Annotated in this window: 15 protein-coding genes; 6 read left to right on the forward strand and 9 right to left on the reverse strand. The window is 64.9% G+C overall.

The annotated features are described in order from the left end of the window. The first annotated feature begins 216 nt into the window (after positions 1-216). The gene (gene ileS, locus KJP29_RS01050) at positions 217-3,222 is read left to right on the forward strand and encodes an isoleucine--tRNA ligase (RefSeq protein ID WP_218461687.1); all 3,006 of its coding nucleotides are present in this window, start codon (positions 217-219) and stop codon (positions 3,220-3,222) included. After that, a complete protein-coding gene (locus tag KJP29_RS01055; RefSeq protein ID WP_370630751.1) occupies positions 3,219-3,671 on the forward strand; it encodes a methylated-DNA--[protein]-cysteine S-methyltransferase in 453 nt (150 codons plus the stop codon). The genes ileS and KJP29_RS01055 overlap by 4 nt, the downstream gene beginning before the upstream one ends. Here the strand turns inward: KJP29_RS01055 and KJP29_RS01060 are convergent. The 5 genes from KJP29_RS01060 to fsa all read right to left on the reverse strand — a co-directional run bounded on the left by KJP29_RS01060 (position 3,668) and on the right by fsa (position 7,491). Beyond that, positions 3,668-4,366 carry a phosphatidylcholine/phosphatidylserine synthase gene (locus KJP29_RS01060; RefSeq protein WP_218461688.1) on the reverse strand — a complete coding sequence of 233 codons (699 nt, stop codon included), beginning with the start codon at positions 4,364-4,366 and terminating at the stop codon, positions 3,668-3,670. The two genes, KJP29_RS01055 and KJP29_RS01060, sit on opposite strands and share 4 nt — an antisense overlap. A gap of 115 nt (positions 4,367-4,481) precedes the next feature. Next, a complete protein-coding gene (locus KJP29_RS01065) occupies positions 4,482-4,895 on the reverse strand; it encodes a hypothetical protein (RefSeq protein WP_218461689.1) in 414 nt (137 codons plus the stop codon). Between the two features lie 74 nt (positions 4,896-4,969). After that, a complete protein-coding gene (locus KJP29_RS01070; RefSeq protein ID WP_218461690.1) occupies positions 4,970-5,902 on the reverse strand; it encodes a tyrosine recombinase XerC in 933 nt (310 codons plus the stop codon). Positions 5,903-5,974: 72 nt separating this feature from the next. Next, a complete protein-coding gene (locus tag KJP29_RS01075; protein WP_218461691.1) occupies positions 5,975-6,703 on the reverse strand; it encodes a DUF484 family protein in 729 nt (242 codons plus the stop codon). 134 nt (positions 6,704-6,837) lie between these two features. Then, entirely contained in the window at positions 6,838-7,491 is a 654-nt protein-coding gene (gene fsa / locus KJP29_RS01080; protein WP_218461692.1) for a fructose-6-phosphate aldolase, read from the reverse strand. Between the two features lie 184 nt (positions 7,492-7,675). On the opposite strand from fsa, the gene KJP29_RS01085 reads away from it, so the two are divergent. Then, the gene (locus tag KJP29_RS01085; protein ID WP_218461693.1) at positions 7,676-9,862 is read left to right on the forward strand and encodes a primosomal protein N'; all 2,187 of its coding nucleotides are present in this window, start codon (positions 7,676-7,678) and stop codon (positions 9,860-9,862) included. Positions 9,863-10,004: 142 nt separating this feature from the next. Here the strand turns inward: KJP29_RS01085 and KJP29_RS01090 are convergent, their stop codons facing one another. After that, positions 10,005-11,072 carry a YeeE/YedE family protein gene (locus KJP29_RS01090; protein ID WP_218461694.1) on the reverse strand — a complete coding sequence of 356 codons (1,068 nt, stop codon included), beginning with the start codon at positions 11,070-11,072 and terminating at the stop codon, positions 10,005-10,007. Positions 11,073-11,256: 184 nt separating this feature from the next. Between KJP29_RS01090 and KJP29_RS01095 the strand changes: the two genes are divergently transcribed. After that, positions 11,257-12,492, forward strand: coding sequence for an MFS transporter (locus KJP29_RS01095; RefSeq protein WP_218461695.1), 1,236 nt, complete (start codon positions 11,257-11,259; stop codon positions 12,490-12,492). A 107-nt stretch (positions 12,493-12,599) separates the two neighbouring features. Further along, complete coding sequence (gene msrA, locus KJP29_RS01100) at positions 12,600-13,247, forward strand: peptide-methionine (S)-S-oxide reductase MsrA (protein ID WP_218461696.1); 648 nt, start codon at positions 12,600-12,602, stop codon at positions 13,245-13,247. On the opposite strand, the gene KJP29_RS01105 is transcribed toward msrA, so the two are convergent. Together KJP29_RS01105 and fghA are read right to left on the reverse strand one after the other, a co-directional pair. Continuing rightward, the gene (locus tag KJP29_RS01105) at positions 13,244-13,699 is read right to left on the reverse strand and encodes a YaiI/YqxD family protein (protein WP_218461697.1); all 456 of its coding nucleotides are present in this window, start codon (positions 13,697-13,699) and stop codon (positions 13,244-13,246) included. The two genes, msrA and KJP29_RS01105, sit on opposite strands and share 4 nt — an antisense overlap. After that, complete coding sequence (gene fghA, locus KJP29_RS01110) at positions 13,696-14,526, reverse strand: S-formylglutathione hydrolase (RefSeq protein WP_218461698.1); 831 nt, start codon at positions 14,524-14,526, stop codon at positions 13,696-13,698. Before fghA ends, KJP29_RS01105 begins: the two co-directional genes overlap by 4 nt. 282 nt (positions 14,527-14,808) lie before the next feature. Between fghA and KJP29_RS01115 the strand changes: the two genes are divergently transcribed. Beyond that, a complete protein-coding gene (locus tag KJP29_RS01115; protein ID WP_218461699.1) occupies positions 14,809-15,132 on the forward strand; it encodes a DUF202 domain-containing protein in 324 nt (107 codons plus the stop codon). 2 nt (positions 15,133-15,134) lie between these two features. Here KJP29_RS01115 and KJP29_RS01120 read toward each other — a convergent pair whose 3' ends face one another. Beyond that, the gene (locus KJP29_RS01120) at positions 15,135-16,058 is read right to left on the reverse strand and encodes an AEC family transporter (RefSeq protein ID WP_218461700.1); all 924 of its coding nucleotides are present in this window, start codon (positions 16,056-16,058) and stop codon (positions 15,135-15,137) included. Positions 16,059-16,103 lie beyond the last annotated feature (45 nt).

The raw sequence follows: 16,103 nt of genomic DNA on the forward strand, positions 1-16,103 counted from the left end.
GGGCTTGCCCGCTCGGGGGCCGCGCGCTATATCGCGGTCATGTTTTCTAAGGCGATCATCATTCGAATTACTGGCCCGGCGCTCTGACAGGAGTCGCCGGGACAAGGCGTATGGACCCCGCGCCGCCTGTTCAATAAAACCAGCGAAAATACGATCCGCCCGAAACGCGCCGTGAGCCGCTTCACCCCGCGCGGGCCAAGCCGAAGGACGCCCCAGATGTGCGCCGACACCACCGAAACCGTCACGCCCGACTACAAGGACACGCTGACGCTCCCTGAAACCGACTTTCCGATGCGGGCAGGTCTGCCCAACCGCGAGCCCGGCTGGCTCGCCCGGTGGGACAAGATCGGCGTCTACGACCGTCTGCGGGAAAAAACGGGCCGCACGCCCTTTACGCTTCACGATGGCCCTCCCTATGCGAACGGGCATCTGCACATCGGTCACGCATTGAACAAGATCCTCAAGGACATGATCGTGCGCTCGCAGCAGATGATGGGTCGCGATGCGCGATATGTTCCCGGCTGGGATTGTCACGGTCTGCCCATCGAGTGGAAGATCGAGGAAGAATACCGCAAGAAGGGCAAGTCGAAGGACGATGTCCCGGTCATCGATTTCCGGCAGGAGTGCCGCAAGTTCGCCGAGGGCTGGATCGACGTTCAGCGTGAGGAGTTCAAGCGGCTGGGGATCACCGGCAACTGGGCCGATCCTTACCTGACGATGAACTTCCACGCCGAGGCCGTGATCGCGGAGGAGTTCATGAAATTCCTCATGAATGGCACGCTCTATCAGGGGTCGAAGCCCGTGATGTGGTCGCCCATCGAACAGACCGCGCTGGCCGAGGCCGAGGTGGAATATCACGACAAGGAGTCGTTCACTATCTGGGTGAAATTCCCGGTGATCGACTTTGCCGTGGCCGAAGAGGATCGCCCGTCGGAAGAGGAAAGCTCCGAGGCGCGTGAAGCCGTCGCGGCCACCATCGCCGAAACGCGCGAGAAATTCCTCGGCGCAAAGGTCGTGATCTGGACGACGACGCCCTGGACCATCCCGTCCAACAAGGCCGTCGTCTTCGGGGCCGACTATGCCTATGGCCTGTACGAAGTCATCGCGACGCCGGACGAATGCTGGGCCTCCGTGGGTGAACGGTTCATCCTTGCCGACAAGCTCGCCGCGCAGACCTTTGCCAAGGCCCGGCTCGAAGAGGGCCAGTGGAAACGTGTCTCTGACGTGACCTCGCATCAGCTCGCGGCCATGACGCTTGCCCATCCGCTCGCGGGGGCCGAGGGCGCGAACGGCGAATGGGACCAGCCGCGCGATTTCCGCGCCGCCGATTTCGTGACCGACGAAGAAGGCACCGGCTTCGTCCACTGTGCGCCGTCGCACGGGATGGAGGAATACGAGCTCTACCGCGATCTGGGGATGCTGTCCGAGGTCATCACCTACAACGTGATGGACGATGGCGGCTTCCGGGCCGATCTGCCGTTCTTCGGGGGCAAATACATCCTCAACCGCAAGGGCGGCGAGGGCGATGCCAACAAGACCATCATCGACAAACTGGTCGAAGTGAACGGTCTGCTCGCCCGCGGCAAGATCAAGCACAGCTATCCGCATAGCTGGCGCTCCAAGGCCCCGGTCATCTACCGCAACACTCCGCAATGGTTCGCCGCCGTCGACTACAAGCTCGACGACGGCATGGGGACCTATGGCGATACGATCCGCGAACGGGCGCTGACCTCGATCGACCAGCTCGTGACATGGACGCCCCAGACCGGGCGCAATCGGCTTTACTCCATGATCGAAGCGCGCCCGGACTGGGTGCTGTCGCGCCAACGCGCCTGGGGTGTGCCGCTGACCTGTTTCACCAAGAAAGGCGCCTTGCCGACCGATCCCGATTTCCTGCTGCGCGACGCCACCGTGAACGCGCGAGTGGTGGCCGAGTTCGAGGAAAAAGGTGCCGACGTCTGGTATGAAGAGGGCTTCAAGGCCCGGGTGCTGGGCAATGTCGTGAACCCGGACGACTACGATCAGGTCTTCGACGTGCTCGACGTGTGGTTTGACTCCGGCTCGACCCATGCCTTCGTGCTTCGGGATCGCGAGGACGGCACCGAGGACGGCATCGCCGACCTTTACCTTGAAGGCACCGACCAGCACCGGGGCTGGTTCCATTCTTCGCTTCTGCAAGCCTGCGGGACCAAGGGCCGCGCGCCCTATCGCGGCGTGCTGACCCATGGCTTCACCCTCGACGAGAAGGGCATGAAGATGTCCAAGTCGCTGGGCAATACCATCGCGCCGGAAGAGGTGGTGAAGCAATACGGGGCCGACATCCTGCGGCTCTGGGTGGCGCAGTCTGACTACACCGTCGACCTGCGCATCGGGCAGGAGATCCTAAAGGGCACCGCCGACAGCTACCGGCGCCTGCGCAACACCATGCGCTTCATCCTGGGCAACCTCGCGGGCTTCTCGGAGGCCGAGAAGGTCGCGGTCGAGGAGATGCCGGAGCTGGAGCGCTGGGTGTTGCACCGGGTGGCGGAACTTGACGAAATCGTACGTGAGGGCTTCGATTCCTACGATTTCCAGGGACTTTTCCAGCAGGTCTTCAACTTTGCGACCGTGGACCTGTCGTCGGTCTATTTCGACATCCGCAAGGATGCGCTCTATTGCGACGCCGCCGACAGCCTGCGCCGCCGTGCCGCGCGCACCGTGCTCGACATCCTGTTCCATCGGCTCGTGACCTGGCTCGCGCCGGTGCTCGTCTTCACGATGGAGGAGGTCTGGCTCGAACGCTTCCCGGGCGACGACAGCTCGGTGCATCTCGTGGATATCCCGGACACGCCAGCGGCCTGGAAGGATGCGGCGCTGGCCGAGAAATGGGCCGGCATCCGTCGGGCGCGCCGTGTCGTGACTGCGGCTCTCGAGGTGCAGCGTCGGGACAAGGTGATCGGCGCGTCGCTGGAAGCCGCCCCCGTGGTGCATGTGGAAGATGCGGCGCTCGCCGCGGCGCTTCGGTCGGTCGATTTCGCCGATATCTGCATCGTGTCGGATGTGTCCGTGACCACCGATCCGGCCCCGTCCGAGGCGTTTCGCATGACGGAAGTGCCTGGAATCGCCGTGGTCTTCGAAAGGGCAGATGGCGAGAAGTGCCAGCGCTGCTGGAAAATCCTGTCCGACGTGGGCACGCACAGCCACGACGCCACTTGCCACCGCTGCGACGAGGCGCTGGGGTGACGACCGCCCGCGTCGAAAGCCCCGTCGGGCCTCTGTTCGTGACAGAGGAGGACGGGGCGATCATGCGGTTGTCGTGGCGGGGCCGGGAGGAGGGGCAAAGTCCCCTGCTGGCCGATGCGGCGGCGCAGTTCGACGACTATTTCAAAGGCAAACGGCAGGCGTTCGACCTGCCGTTTCGCGTTTCGGGGACCGCGTTCCAGCGTGCCGTCTGCGACGCGATGTTGGCGATTCCCTTCGGCGAGACGCGGACCTATGGCGATCTCGCACGCGAGCTTGGCGTGACCGCGCAGGCGGTGGGGCAGGGCTGCGGTGGCAACCCGATCCCGGTCCTGATCCCCTGTCACCGGGTTCTCGCGGCCTCGGGCCTTGGGGGATATTCGGGCGAGGGCGGGATCGAAACGAAGGTCGCGCTCCTGCGCCTCGAAGGGGCCGGGGGGCTGCTGCTCTAGGCGGTCTTGCGCGCGGGGATGATCTGCTGCGCGACGCCGGCGAAAAGCAGGTAGATCGAGGTCGCGGTCAGGCCCCAATGCGCCCAGCTTCCGGCGGCGAAATCCACCCAGGCCGACCAGCCCGCGAAGATGGTCCAGGCAATTGCGACAGGAAGCGAGACACTGCGCCAACGTTCGGTGCGTGCGGGGTGAATGAACTTGAGCGGCGCGAACATGGCGACGGCCAGCGCCACAACCAGCGTGAGAGTCACCCAGAAATTCGGCGTGAGTGCGAAGAGCACGATGACCACCATATTCCAGCATCCCGGAAAGCCCGCGAAGGAATTGTCCTTGGTCTTCATCCGCGTGTCCGCGAAGTAGAGCGCCGAGGCATAGGTAATGACGATGATCGCAATCCAGCCGGTCCAGCCGGGCAGGATACCAGACTTGAAAAGCGCATAGGCCGGGATGAACACATAGGTCAGGTAGTCGATGATGAGGTCCATGAGGACCCCGTCGATCTGGGCTGCGTAGCGCTTGACGTGATATCGGCGGGCGAGAGGCCCGTCGATCCCGTCCACTACGAAGGCGACGACGAGCCAGAGGAACATGAGCCCCCATTCCTCTTCCACCGCGGCCAGCATGGCCAGCATGGCGAAGATCGCCCCCATGGCAGTGAAAAGATGGACGGCGAGGGCTTTTGCAGTCTGGGTCATGCCCCCTCATGGACGAAGGCATCCGGGCTGGCAAGGGGCCAGTGTTGACGCCGGCTCAAGATACGGCGTTGGTGTCGGACCAGGCAGGAATGGTCCTCGCGCATTTCTTCCAGGATCAGCGAAGCGCGCGCAATTGGTCGTATAGCTGGTGAATGCCTGCGATCGTAGGCGGCACTGTCCCTGAGGGTAACACCGCCGGATGCGCCGGTTTTGTTCCCTCGTCCGCCTGCACATCTGCATGTGACCCACGTTGTAGCATGGTTGGGTCATCGCGCCCTGAAGTGTCGATCTCGACGCCGGTGAAGGCGGAAAAGACCCGGGCCGCGCCGCGACCGGCATGGCCGATGGCGTCGATCCCGGACAAATGCCCGTCCCGGTTGGCATCGAGCGCGTCCATCATACCGGCGAACCCCTTTCCCTCGGGGCCATGCCTCGGTTCAGCGGCCATCTGTCGCGCCGCATCGACGGCCCGACCGGCCAGGGCAGCCGGACGCATGTCGGAAATCAGGGATAAAGGGGACAAGGCCATCTGCGCCTCCGGTCGGTAATGATCGGTGACACCATCGCAGGGCGGCGTGAAGATTCCGCTAACGGCAACCCTGCCTAGCGTGCGCGGGGGTGGGCCTTGTCGTAGACCTCCATCAACCGTTCGGTGTCGATGGCGGTATAGGCTTGAGTCGTGGATAGCGAGGCGTGACCCAGCAGCTCTTGAATCGCCCTGAGGTCGCCCCCCGCGTTGAGCAGGTGGGTCGCGAAGCTATGGCGCAGCGCATGGGGTGTGGCGGTAGAGGGGAGCCCGAGTTGCAGCCGCGCGCTCTCCATCGCCATCTGCACCGCGCGCGGTCCCAGCGGCCCGCCCCGTGCGCCGTAGAACAGCGGTGTCGCCGGCGTCACCGGATAGGGGCACAGCCGGACATAGGCGGCGAGCGCCGAGCGCGCGGCGGGCAGGACCGGCACGATCCGCTCCTTGCCGCCCTTGCCGGTGATGCGCAGCACCTCGGGGAGGGGATGATCGGCGCCGGTTAGCCCGAGCGCCTCGGAAATGCGGAGCCCACAGCCGTAGAGGAGCGTCACCACCGCCGCATCGCGCGCCCCGATCCAGCCGACGCGCGCCTGCGTTTCGGTGAGCGCGATAACCTCCCGCGCGGCTTCGGCGCTGACGGGGCGGGGGAGTTTCTTGGTGAACTTGGGCGCCCGGGTCATCAGGACGGCGGAGGCATCGAAATCGTCCCGGTCCGACAGCCAACGGTAGAAGGCCTTCACCGCCGACAGCGCCCGTGCAAGGGATCGCGACGACAACCCGTCGGCACGCTCCCGTGCCATCCACGACCGCATGTCCGACAGCGTCACATCGGCAAGCGCGACGCGTCCGAAGCCGGTGCCATGGTGTGCAGACAGGAACGCAAGGAAGCCGACGACGTCCTTGCGGTAGGCCTCGATCGTGTTGTCGGCGGCCCCGTCGATGGCCCGTATGTGATCGAGCCATCTGGATAGGGCGTCACGGGCGCCGGGCGAAATGTCTATACCGTCTGACATGGTGGGATCGAACAAATCAGGGCCGGAATTGCCGCAGTTCTATCTCGGTGCTTGTCTTCCTCGAACATTCGCTCAGGCAAGCCAGCGGCGCATGGCCCGTTCGAAGACACCGCCGAAAAACCCGAGAAGGTCGGTTCCCTGTCCCGACTTGAACTGGTGCGGGTCCTCGGCGCCGAGCACCAGCAGGCCCGGCAGTCGGCCTTCGCCCAGATCGAGCCTCAGGATCGCCTCCGACCGGATCCAGAAGCCCGTGTCACCATAGAGCTTCTGGTCCTGATCCTGCACCTGCCGCAGCACTACCCCGGGCCCGCCGGCTTCGCGCGAACGTCCGATATAGCGGTCGGAAAATCCCTTGGGCGCAGTGACCAGCACGTCGCCCAGCTTCTCGATCGCGGCGCTTTGTTCGTCCTGCTGGCTTTCCAGCACCAGTCGCACGCAATCGACACGCAGGATCTGGGCCACCTCGCCGCCAAGATCGCGCATGAAGACCTCGAAATCGGCGGGGTCGAGCATCCGGAGCACGGCGCGGTGGATGATGTTCATCCCGGCCAGATTGTCATAGGCGGCAGCGATCACGCTGCGGTGCGTATCCTCGAGCCGGTCGAGTCGCGCTTCGAGCCGTTCCATGGCGATTCCGCGCAGATCGACGATATTCGACCCCATCGCGCGTTCGTTGGCCGCGATCAGCGCCCGCATGAGATCCTGATCCTCGAGGATGTATTCCGGGGACTTGATCAGCGCCTCGCGCGTGTCTTCGCTGATCGGGGCAAAACTCGACTGCTGCGTCGTCTGCGTTGTCATGGGCCTGTCCTGTGACTGCTTCGTTTTTTTGTTGAGCCAAGCTTAGCAGGCTTGATGCGTGATTTCTGCAATTATTTCACGAAAAACGGGGGCCGAGGCCCCCGCGTCTGTCGTGTTCGTGCAAGCAGACCCGATCAGAGGATCTTGATCCCTGCCGATTTGATATCCTCCAGGAAGGCGTCGAGGCCCTTGTCCGTCAGCACGTGATTGGCCAGCGCCTTGATCACGGCGGGAGGCGCGGTCATCACGTCGGCACCGATCAGGGCGCAATCCTTGACGTGGTTCACGGTGCGGATCGAGGCCGCGAGGATCTGGGTCTCGAAGCCGTAGTTGTCATAGATCGTGCGGATATCCTGGATGAGGTCAAGCCCGTCGTAGGAGTTGTCGTCCAGACGCCCGATGAAGGGCGAGATGAAGGTCGCGCCGGCCTTGGCCGCGAGCAGCGCCTGGTTTGCCGAGAAGCAGAGCGTCACGTTGACCATGGTGCCTTCGTCCGTGAGCGTCTTGCAGGCCTTGAGCCCGTCGAGCGTGAGCGGCACCTTCACAGCGATGTTGCCCGAGATCTTGGCGAGCTTGCGGCCCTCGGCGATCATGTCGGCGGCATCGGTGGCGGTCACTTCCGCCGAGACCGGGCCCGAGACGATTTCGCAGATTTCCTTGGTGACTTCGATGATGTTGCGGCCGGATTTCTTGATCAGCGAGGGGTTCGTGGTCACCCCGTCAAGAAGGCCAAGGTCGTTGAGTTCGCGGATCGCGTCCACATCGGCAGTGTCGACGAAAAATTTCATGGGGGTCCCCCGGGTAAACGATGGCAGATGTTGGCGCTCTCATACAGGAGGCGACTGGGCGCGGAAACCCCTCGGATCGCGAATTTGAACGCGGAGGCGGATGGAAAGTCGGCGTCGTTTGGGCCTATGTGGACCTCATGAGGATCGGGCACGAATGATAGGCGGTTTCGGACAGGACGAGAGTATGACCTTCTTCGAGGAAGGCGCACGGGTGTCGGTTCTGACCGCGCAGCCGCTTGACCGGCTGCTGACCTACCGTGCGCCTGAAGGTGGCTGTTGGCAGGGAGCTTTCGTCGAGGTGCCGCTCGGCCCCCGCCGGGTGCTGGGGGTGGTCTGGGGGGCAGGGGAAGCGGGCTTCGACGCCGCAAAGCTCCGTGCCGTGGGCAAGGTGCTCGACGTGGCGCCCATGCGTCCCGAGATGGCCGAATTCCTGCGGCGGGTCGGGGACTACACGCTCACACCCATGTCGCAGATGTTGCGCCTCGCGACCCGCGCGCCGGGGCTCATGGACCCGCCCTCGATGCGAAAGATCTACCGTCTGGGGGGCCGCGAACCCGACCGGATGACCGAGGCGCGGGAGCGGGTGCTCGAAGTGCTCGAGGCCGAGGGGCGGCTGGGCTTCACGCTGGGCGAACTGGCCGAAGAGGCCGGGGTGACGACGAGCGTGGTCAAGGGCCTCGTCAAGCTGGGATCGGTGGAAGAGGTCGAAAGCCCCCGCGACCTGCCGTTTCCCTTCCTCGACGCGGAGATGGCCGGCAAGCCCCTGGCCGAGGATCAGGCACGCGCGGCAAAGGCGCTGCGGGCGGGGATCGAGGGCGGGCGCTTCGGCGCGACGCTTCTGCGCGGCGTTACCGGGTCGGGCAAGACCGAGGTCTACCTCGAAGCGGTCGCGGCCTGTCTCAAGGCCGGACGGCAGGCGCTCGTGCTCTTGCCAGAGATCGCGCTTACCTCGGAGTTCCTCAAGCGTGTCGAGGCGCGCTTCGGTCAGAAGCCCGCCGAATGGCACTCGGGCGTCACCATGACGGAGAGGCGCCGGGTCTGGCGCATGGCGGGCGAGGGAGGCTTCGGGCTCGTCGTCGGCGCGCGCTCGGCGCTGTTTCTGCCGTTTCGCGACCTTGGTCTGATCGTCGTCGATGAGGAGCATGACACCTCCTACAAGCAGGAGGACGGGGTCCTCTATTCCGCGCGCGACATGGCGGTGATGCGGGCGTCGATCTGCGAGGCGCAGGTCGTGCTGGCAAGTGCGACGCCCTCGCTCGAGACATGGGCCAACGCCGAAGCCGGGAAATACAAGCGCATCGACCTGATCAGCCGCTTCGGTCATGCCGTCCTGCCGGAAATGGCTGCCGTGGACATTCGGTCGGAGGACCTGCCAGCGAACCGCTGGATTTCGCCAACGCTCATCCGCGCGGTCGAAGGCCGGATCGAGGCGGGCGAGCAGGCGCTCCTTTTCCTCAACCGTCGCGGTTATGCCCCGGTGACGATCTGCCGGGCCTGCGGACACAAGGTGGGCTGCGATCATTGCGATGCGAATATGGTCGAGCACCGGTTCCTGAAGCGCCTTGTCTGCCACCAGTGCGGCGAGTCGAAACCGATGCCCGATGCCTGCCCGAGTTGCGAGGCTGAGGGCAAGCTCGCGCCGGTGGGGCCGGGGGTCGAGCGGCTGGCCGAGGAGGTGGCAGAGGTCTTTCCGACGGCGCGCGTGGCGGTGCTGTCGTCCGACCTCTTCGGATCGGCGCGGGCGCTCAAGGCACAGATCGAGTTGATCGCGGGTGGCGGGGCCGACATCATCATCGGGACCCAGATCGTGGCCAAGGGGCACAACTTCCCGCTCCTCACGCTGGTTGGCGTGATCGACGCGGATCTCGGGCTGCAAGGGTCGGACCTGCGCGCGGCGGAGCGGACGTTCCAGCTTATTCGGCAGGTGGCCGGCCGGGCCGGCCGGGGCGACATTCCCGGCAAGGCGATGCTCCAGACCTTCCAGCCCGAGCATCCGGTGATCCGGGCGATCCTGTCGGGCGACGAGGAGGGGTTCTGGAAAGCCGAGGCGGGCGAGCGGCAGGCAGCGGGTGTGCCACCCTATGGCAGGCTCGTGGGCGTCGTGATCTCCTCGCCCGATCTTGACGCGGCGATGGCGCTGGGAACGGCGCTGGCAAGGGCCGATGCGCCGCTGGTGCAGATCGGCGCGCAGGTCTTCGGGCCTGCCCCGGCGCCGATCGCCCGGGTCCGCGGGCGCCACAGGGTGCGGCTCCTGATCAAGGCGCCCAAGTCGGTGGCCGTGCAGCCGGCGCTTCGGGCGTGGCTGTCCCGGGTGCCGGTGAAGGGTGATATCCGGCTGTCGGTCGATATCGATCCGCAGAGCTTCTATTAACCGGAGCTTTCATTAGCGAAAGGCGCGGGCTCGCGCCCGCACAGGTCTTGCGCCCCCTCGCCTTCGGCGAGAGGGCACGAGGGGGGCTTCGCCCCCGCCCCTGCGGGGCTCCCCCGAGCGTATTTGGAGAAAGATGAAAGGGTCAGGCCGGCAGGCCCGCGGGCGTCGCGCGTTGGTCGATGAGGCGGTCGGTCGCCATGGCGCCCACCCACATGAAAAAGAGCGCGAGCCAGGCGGTGCCCACGAAGATCGAGCCGCCGGTGACGCCTGCGCCGATGGCGCAGCCGCCCGCGAGCATGCCGCCGAACCCCATGAAGGCGGCGCCGGTGAAGGCACGGCGCATGTTGGCCTCGTTCTCGAACCCCTGAAACCGGAACTCGCCCTTGAGCCAGGAAGCGGCGAAGGCGCCGAGGACGACGCCCGGGACGAGGCCCACGTCGAACTCGAGGACCGGGTGTTCGGTGAGGAAGAACATGAGCGTGTTGGCCGAAGGTCCGGTGAAGGTGGCGGAGCTGACAGTGACCGGCTCGAAGGCCGATTGCGCGAGCGTGAATGTGAGCACCCAGCCCAGCGCCACCGAGAAGCCGACGCCGGAGGCGAAGACCAGCCGGCCGGGCCCGATGCGGTTCCGCCGCGAGATGACGAGGGCGAGAACCGCGAGCGCGAGGCCGATGGCCAGACCCGATCCACGGGGTAGGTGGAGGAGGGTGAGCAGGTTCACGTTTGCGCCTCCTGGCGTGGTCCAGAGCTGGGCGATCTCGGTCCTGACAGGGGAGAGCCAGCCGTGCAGCGACATCTGCGCCACGACCGCGAAAATGAGGCCAGAGACCACAGAACGCAGGTTGCCGGTGGCGGCGAGGACGAGAAGCCGGCCAGAGCAGCCCCGCGCGAGGACCATGCCCACGCCGAACATGAGGCCGCCGAAGATGGCGCCGGACCACGATCCGGTGACGGCCATCATCCGCGCGTCCTCTGGCCGAAAGAGGCCCAGGAGCGTGGCGCCCTGAACCCAGACGAGCGCGGTCGAGAAAGTCAGGAGCCAGACCGCGACCGAAGGGCCCATCTGGCGACGGGCGAATTCCACGGTCGCCGCGCGCAGGCAAAAACGCGAGCGTTGCGCGGCCACGCCGAAGACCAGTCCGGTGAGAAGGCCGAAGAGTGCGCCGGTAGGGGCTTCGCCGATGCGGTCGATAAGGGGGATGATGTCCATGGCGCGTCTCCTTCGCGGGAGAGAATGGCGTCAGACGGGTCGCGGTGCCTTGATTTGGATCATGACATATCGGCCTGATTGAATGTGACCGAATGTGCGGAATTCTTGTGCTGGGCTGCAGATTTGTTCAATCCGGCACAGTCGGGCGGCTCGCCGCAGGGGCGCCCGCGCTTTATGGAAGATCATGGCCTTCACGAAGATCACCCTCGAAGAGGCGAAAAGCCTTCCCCGCTGGCGGCAGCCGCAGGTACTGCTGGGCGTCATGGCGGCCGCCATGCCCATCGCCTTTGCGACATGGAACGCGCTTCTGAACAACTTCGTCATCGAAGTGGCAGGCTTTACCGGGGTCGAGATAGGCTGGCTCCACACCGTGCGCGAAATCCCCGGCTTCCTCGCCATCGGGGTCATCGCGCTTATCATTTTCATCCGGGAACAGGTGCTGGGGCTCGTCGCGCTCCTGATGCTCGGGGTCGCCACGGCGATCACGGCGTGGTTTCCGTCGCTCGGCGGCATCCTTACCATCACCATGCTCTCGTCCATCGGGTTTCATTACTTCGAGACGATCAACCAATCCCTCCAGCTTCAGTGGCTCGACCGCAAGCGGGCACCGCAGGTCCTGGGCTGGCTGGTGGCGATCGGGTCGGGAGCGTCGTTGGTGGCCTATGCGCTTCTCGTGGTCACGTGGAAGACCTTCGACCTGAGCTACAACTTCGTCTATCTCGTCTCCGGCGGGATCACGGCGCTGATCGCCGGGGCCGCGTTCTTCCTCTACCCGCAGTTCGAAAGCCCCGAGCCACAGCTCAAGACCTTCGTCCTGCGCCGGCGCTACTGGCTCTACTATGCGCTTCAGATGATGTCTGGCGCGCGGCGGCAGATCTTCGTGGTCTTCGCGGCCTTCATGATGGTGGAGCGGTTCGGCTTCGAGGTGCACGAGATCACGGCGCTTTTCATCATCAACTTCCTCGCCAACATGATAGCCGCGCCCTTCATGGGCAAAGCTGTCATGAAATACGGCGAGCGGCGGGTGCTCATGTTCGAATACATCGGGCTGATCGGTGTGTTTCTCGCCTATGGCGGGATCTACTACTTCGGCTGGGGGGTGGCGCTGGCCGCGACGCTCTATGTGCTGGACCATCTGTTCTTCTCGCTGGCCTTCGCGCTCAAGACCTATTTCCAGAAGATCGCCGATGTGCCGGATATCGCGCCGACGGCGGCGGTGGCCTTTACCATCAACCACATCGCCGCGGTGTTTCTGCCGGCGCTTCTGGGCTATCTCTGGGTGCAGTCGCCGGGCTCGGTCTTCGGGCTGGCCGCGGGGATGGCGGGCGTTTCGCTTCTTTTTGCCATGCTGATTCCGCGTCACCCGGAGAAGGGCAACGAAACGGTGTTGGCCGGGACCGTGCCGGCCCCCGCCGAATGAGACGTGCCGCCGGGTGACGGATGCGCGAGCGGGGTTTCGGGGTGACCGGAGGCTGCCTATATCTCACGCAAACGCGACAACTGATCGACACATCTGGGAGAGACGCAATGTTCGGATTGTTTGAGAAAAACGAAATGGTGAGCGCGGATGCGGCCCTTCCAGGTCGGGACCGTGCCATTCCGACGGCTTCGGAGCACGCAGTGTTCGGGCGGCCCCTGAGGCTCGACGTGCCCGAGGGGATGGAAGTCGCGATCTTCGCGATGGGCTGTTTCTGGGGTGTCGAGCGCAAGTTCTGGCAGGTGCCGGGGGTCTGGTCGACGATGGTAGGGTATGCCGGTGGCTTCACGCCCAACCCGACCTATGAGGAAACCTGCACCGGGAAGACAGGCCACACCGAGGTGGTGCGCGTGGTCTATGATCCCGACGAGGTGAGCTTTGACGACCTTCTGCGGGTGTTCTGGGAGGGTCATGATCCCACCCAGGGAATGCGGCAGGGCAATGACCGTGGCACGCAGTATCGTTCGGCGATCTATGCGACGACACCGGATCAGCTTGCGGCGGCCAAGGCGAGCGAAGCAGTCTATCAGGAACGGCTGCGCGGGGCGGGTTACGGCACCATCACGACCGAGATCGCGGAGGCAGGGCCATTCTACTGGGCCGAGGACTATCACCAGCAATATCTCCACAAGAACCCGAACGGCTATTGCGGGATCGGCGGGACCGGCGTGAGCTGTCCGATCGGGGTGGGGGTCTAGGCCCCACCAGTGGACTGGGCGCGCCGGAGCGCGCGTTCCAGTCCGTCGCGAAACCGCGACTTGTCCGCGTTGGAAAACGGTTTCCCGCCGCCCTGACGAAACGAGTCGGCAGCGCGCATGTCGGCCATCAGATCGCGGGTGGCCAGCACCTGTCCGATGTTGCGCTCGGTAAGCGCTTCGCCGTCGTGTTTCACCACCTGAGCGCCCGCCGCCACGCATTTCGCTGCGAGCGGAATGTCCCCCGTCACCACCACATCGCCGGGACCGGCACGATCCGCGATCCACATGTCGGCCACATCCGGCCCGTCGGGCACATAGACGACCTCGACCAGCGGGTTTTGCGAGGGGCGCAGCCCGCCGTTGCAGACGAGCTTCAGCCCGACACGGTGCCGGGTCGCGACCGCTTCGGCCTCGGCCTTGACCGGGCAGGCGTCGGCATCAACATATATCACGCGTAGAGCGCCTCGGCATGGAAGGCGATATGTTCTTCCATGAAGGTCGAGACGAAGAAATAGCTGTGGTCATAGCCCGGTTGCAGTCGCAGGATCGCCTGCTGGCGGCGCTGGGCGATGGCCTGCATGAGGGCTTCGGGCATCAGGAGGTCGATGAACTGGTCCTTTGTGCCTACATCCACCAGCACCGGCCCGTCGAAACCCCGTTCGCGCATGAGGAGCGTGGCGTCATGCGCCTCCCAGGCGTCCTGATCGTCGCCCAGATAGGCGGTGAACTGTTTCTGCCCCCAGTCCGATGCCGTCGGATTGCAGATCGGCGAGAAGGCCGAGATCGAACAGAACCGCTCGGGAAAGGTCATGCCGATGGTCAGGGCCCCGTGACCGCCCATGGAATGGCCGGTGATCGCCTGCCGCTCGGGATCGAGAGGGAAATTCTCGAACAATAGCGCGGGCAGGTCCTCGGTGATGTAGTCCCACATGCGGAAATGAGGCGCCCAGGGGTCTTCGGAAGCGTTGACGTAGAAACCCGCACCCTGGCCAAGGTCGTAGGCCTCGTCGTCGGCCACGCCGGGACCGCGCGGCGAGGTGTCCGGGAAGACCAGCGCGATGCCGTGCTCGGCGGCCCAGTTCTGGGCGCCGGCTTTGACCATCGCGTTCTCATGGGTGCAGGTCAGGCCCGAGAGATACCAAAGCACCGGCACTGGACCTTCAAGCGCCTCGGCGGGCAGGAACAGGCCAAAGGTCATCTCGGTGCCCGTGGCGGTGGAGGCGTGGCGATAGACACCTTGAATGCCGCCGAAACAGGCGTTCTCCGATATGGTTTCCATGTCCGTCTCCTTTTGATCTCGGCGCAGATGATCATGGAGGGCGATAGAGGGCAAGCCGATTGGCCCAGGTCGGGGACTGGTGTGGGAGGCATCGTGGCGATCGCCTTTAAGCTCTGGCTTGACGGTGCCAGAGAGGATGGAAGGCATCATATTCAAGATTCTAGTTTTCTAGAATTCCGGAATCCTGGAATGTCAGAACTCTGGAATTCCAGTAACGCGGAAGACCCGAGCCACCCGTCACCCGTGCCGTCCTGAAGACGCGCCGCCAGAAGGACACCGCCCATGATCGAGAAATTCGACCAGCACGCTTCAAACGAACGCACTTTCCTTGCTTGGGTGCGTACGGTGGTCGCCATCGTCGGATTCGGGATCGCAGCCGCGCGGCTCGATGGACGGGCGGGACCCGGCTGGCCCGATGCCGTCGTTCTGGGGACGGGGGCTTTCGTGATCGTCGTCGCCTATCTGCGCACAAGGATCGTGGCGCGGCGGATCGACTCTGCGACGATGGCCAATGACGAAGGCAGCTTTGCCGACCTGCTCATTGTACTCGTCATGCTGGCGCTCTTCGCGCTGCTCGGAGCCTTCGTGCTGCGGGTGTCGGTCTGACCCTAGCTCAGGATCGCGATGACCGCGGATACCGTGAAGATGGACAGGGCCGTCGAGACGAGGATCGAGGCCGACACCCGCGCCGGTGCGACGCCGTAGTGTTGCGCGAGGATATAGACGTTGCCCGCCACGGGCAGCGCGGCGGCGGAAATCATGACCTTGGCCGAAAAGCCGTCAATCGCGAAAACGCCCAGCGCCATCACCGCCACCGCGGCCGGGTGCAGCACCAGTTTGCAGAACGACAGCCAGGCCGCGACCGACAGGCGTTCGGCCGATTTGGAGGCGAGCGAGGCGCCGATGGCGAAGAGCGCGCCGGGGGTGGCGGCGGCGCCCAGCAGTGTGAGCGACTGGTTGACCGGGCCGGGCAGGGGAAGGCCGGTGGCCGACCAGGCAAACCCCAGCACGATCGAGACGATCATCGGGTTCTTCACAAGCCCCAGCGCCACGGTGCCCAGCACCCGCGGGCTGACGCGCCCGTCGCGGTGTCCGGTGATCAGGATCACGATCAGCGAGGAAAAGACGACGAGGTCCACGGCGAGCACCAGCATCACCGGGCCGATCGCCTCGGGTCCGAAGAGGAGCGCGAGCATCGGGACGCCCAGAAACCCGGTGTTGCCGATGGCGGCGCATTGCGCCTCGACCGCCGCTTCCTCGATGCCGCGCCTGCGGATCAGGGCGACGGCGGTCGCCACGAGGTAGACCGCCGAGGTTCCGATGAGATAGGCCCAGACGAAGGGCCAGTCGAGCACGTCCCGCAGGTTCAGGTTGGCCGAAAACCGTAGCAGCATAGCCGACAGCGCGAAGTAGAAGACGAACTTCGTCAGGGCCGCGGTCGCCTCGGCGGAGAAGAAGCTGGTGCGCCCGGCGAGGTAGCCAAGGCCGATGAGGGTGAAGAACGGCAGGGTCTGGATCAGGACGTCGAGCATGTTTCGCCCGTAGCATGGGGGCCCGCGCGGGGGAATATGCAAAGG

The organism is Maritimibacter sp. DP1N21-5 (assembly GCF_019218295.1).
Lineage (GTDB): Bacteria > Pseudomonadota > Alphaproteobacteria > Rhodobacterales > Rhodobacteraceae > Maritimibacter.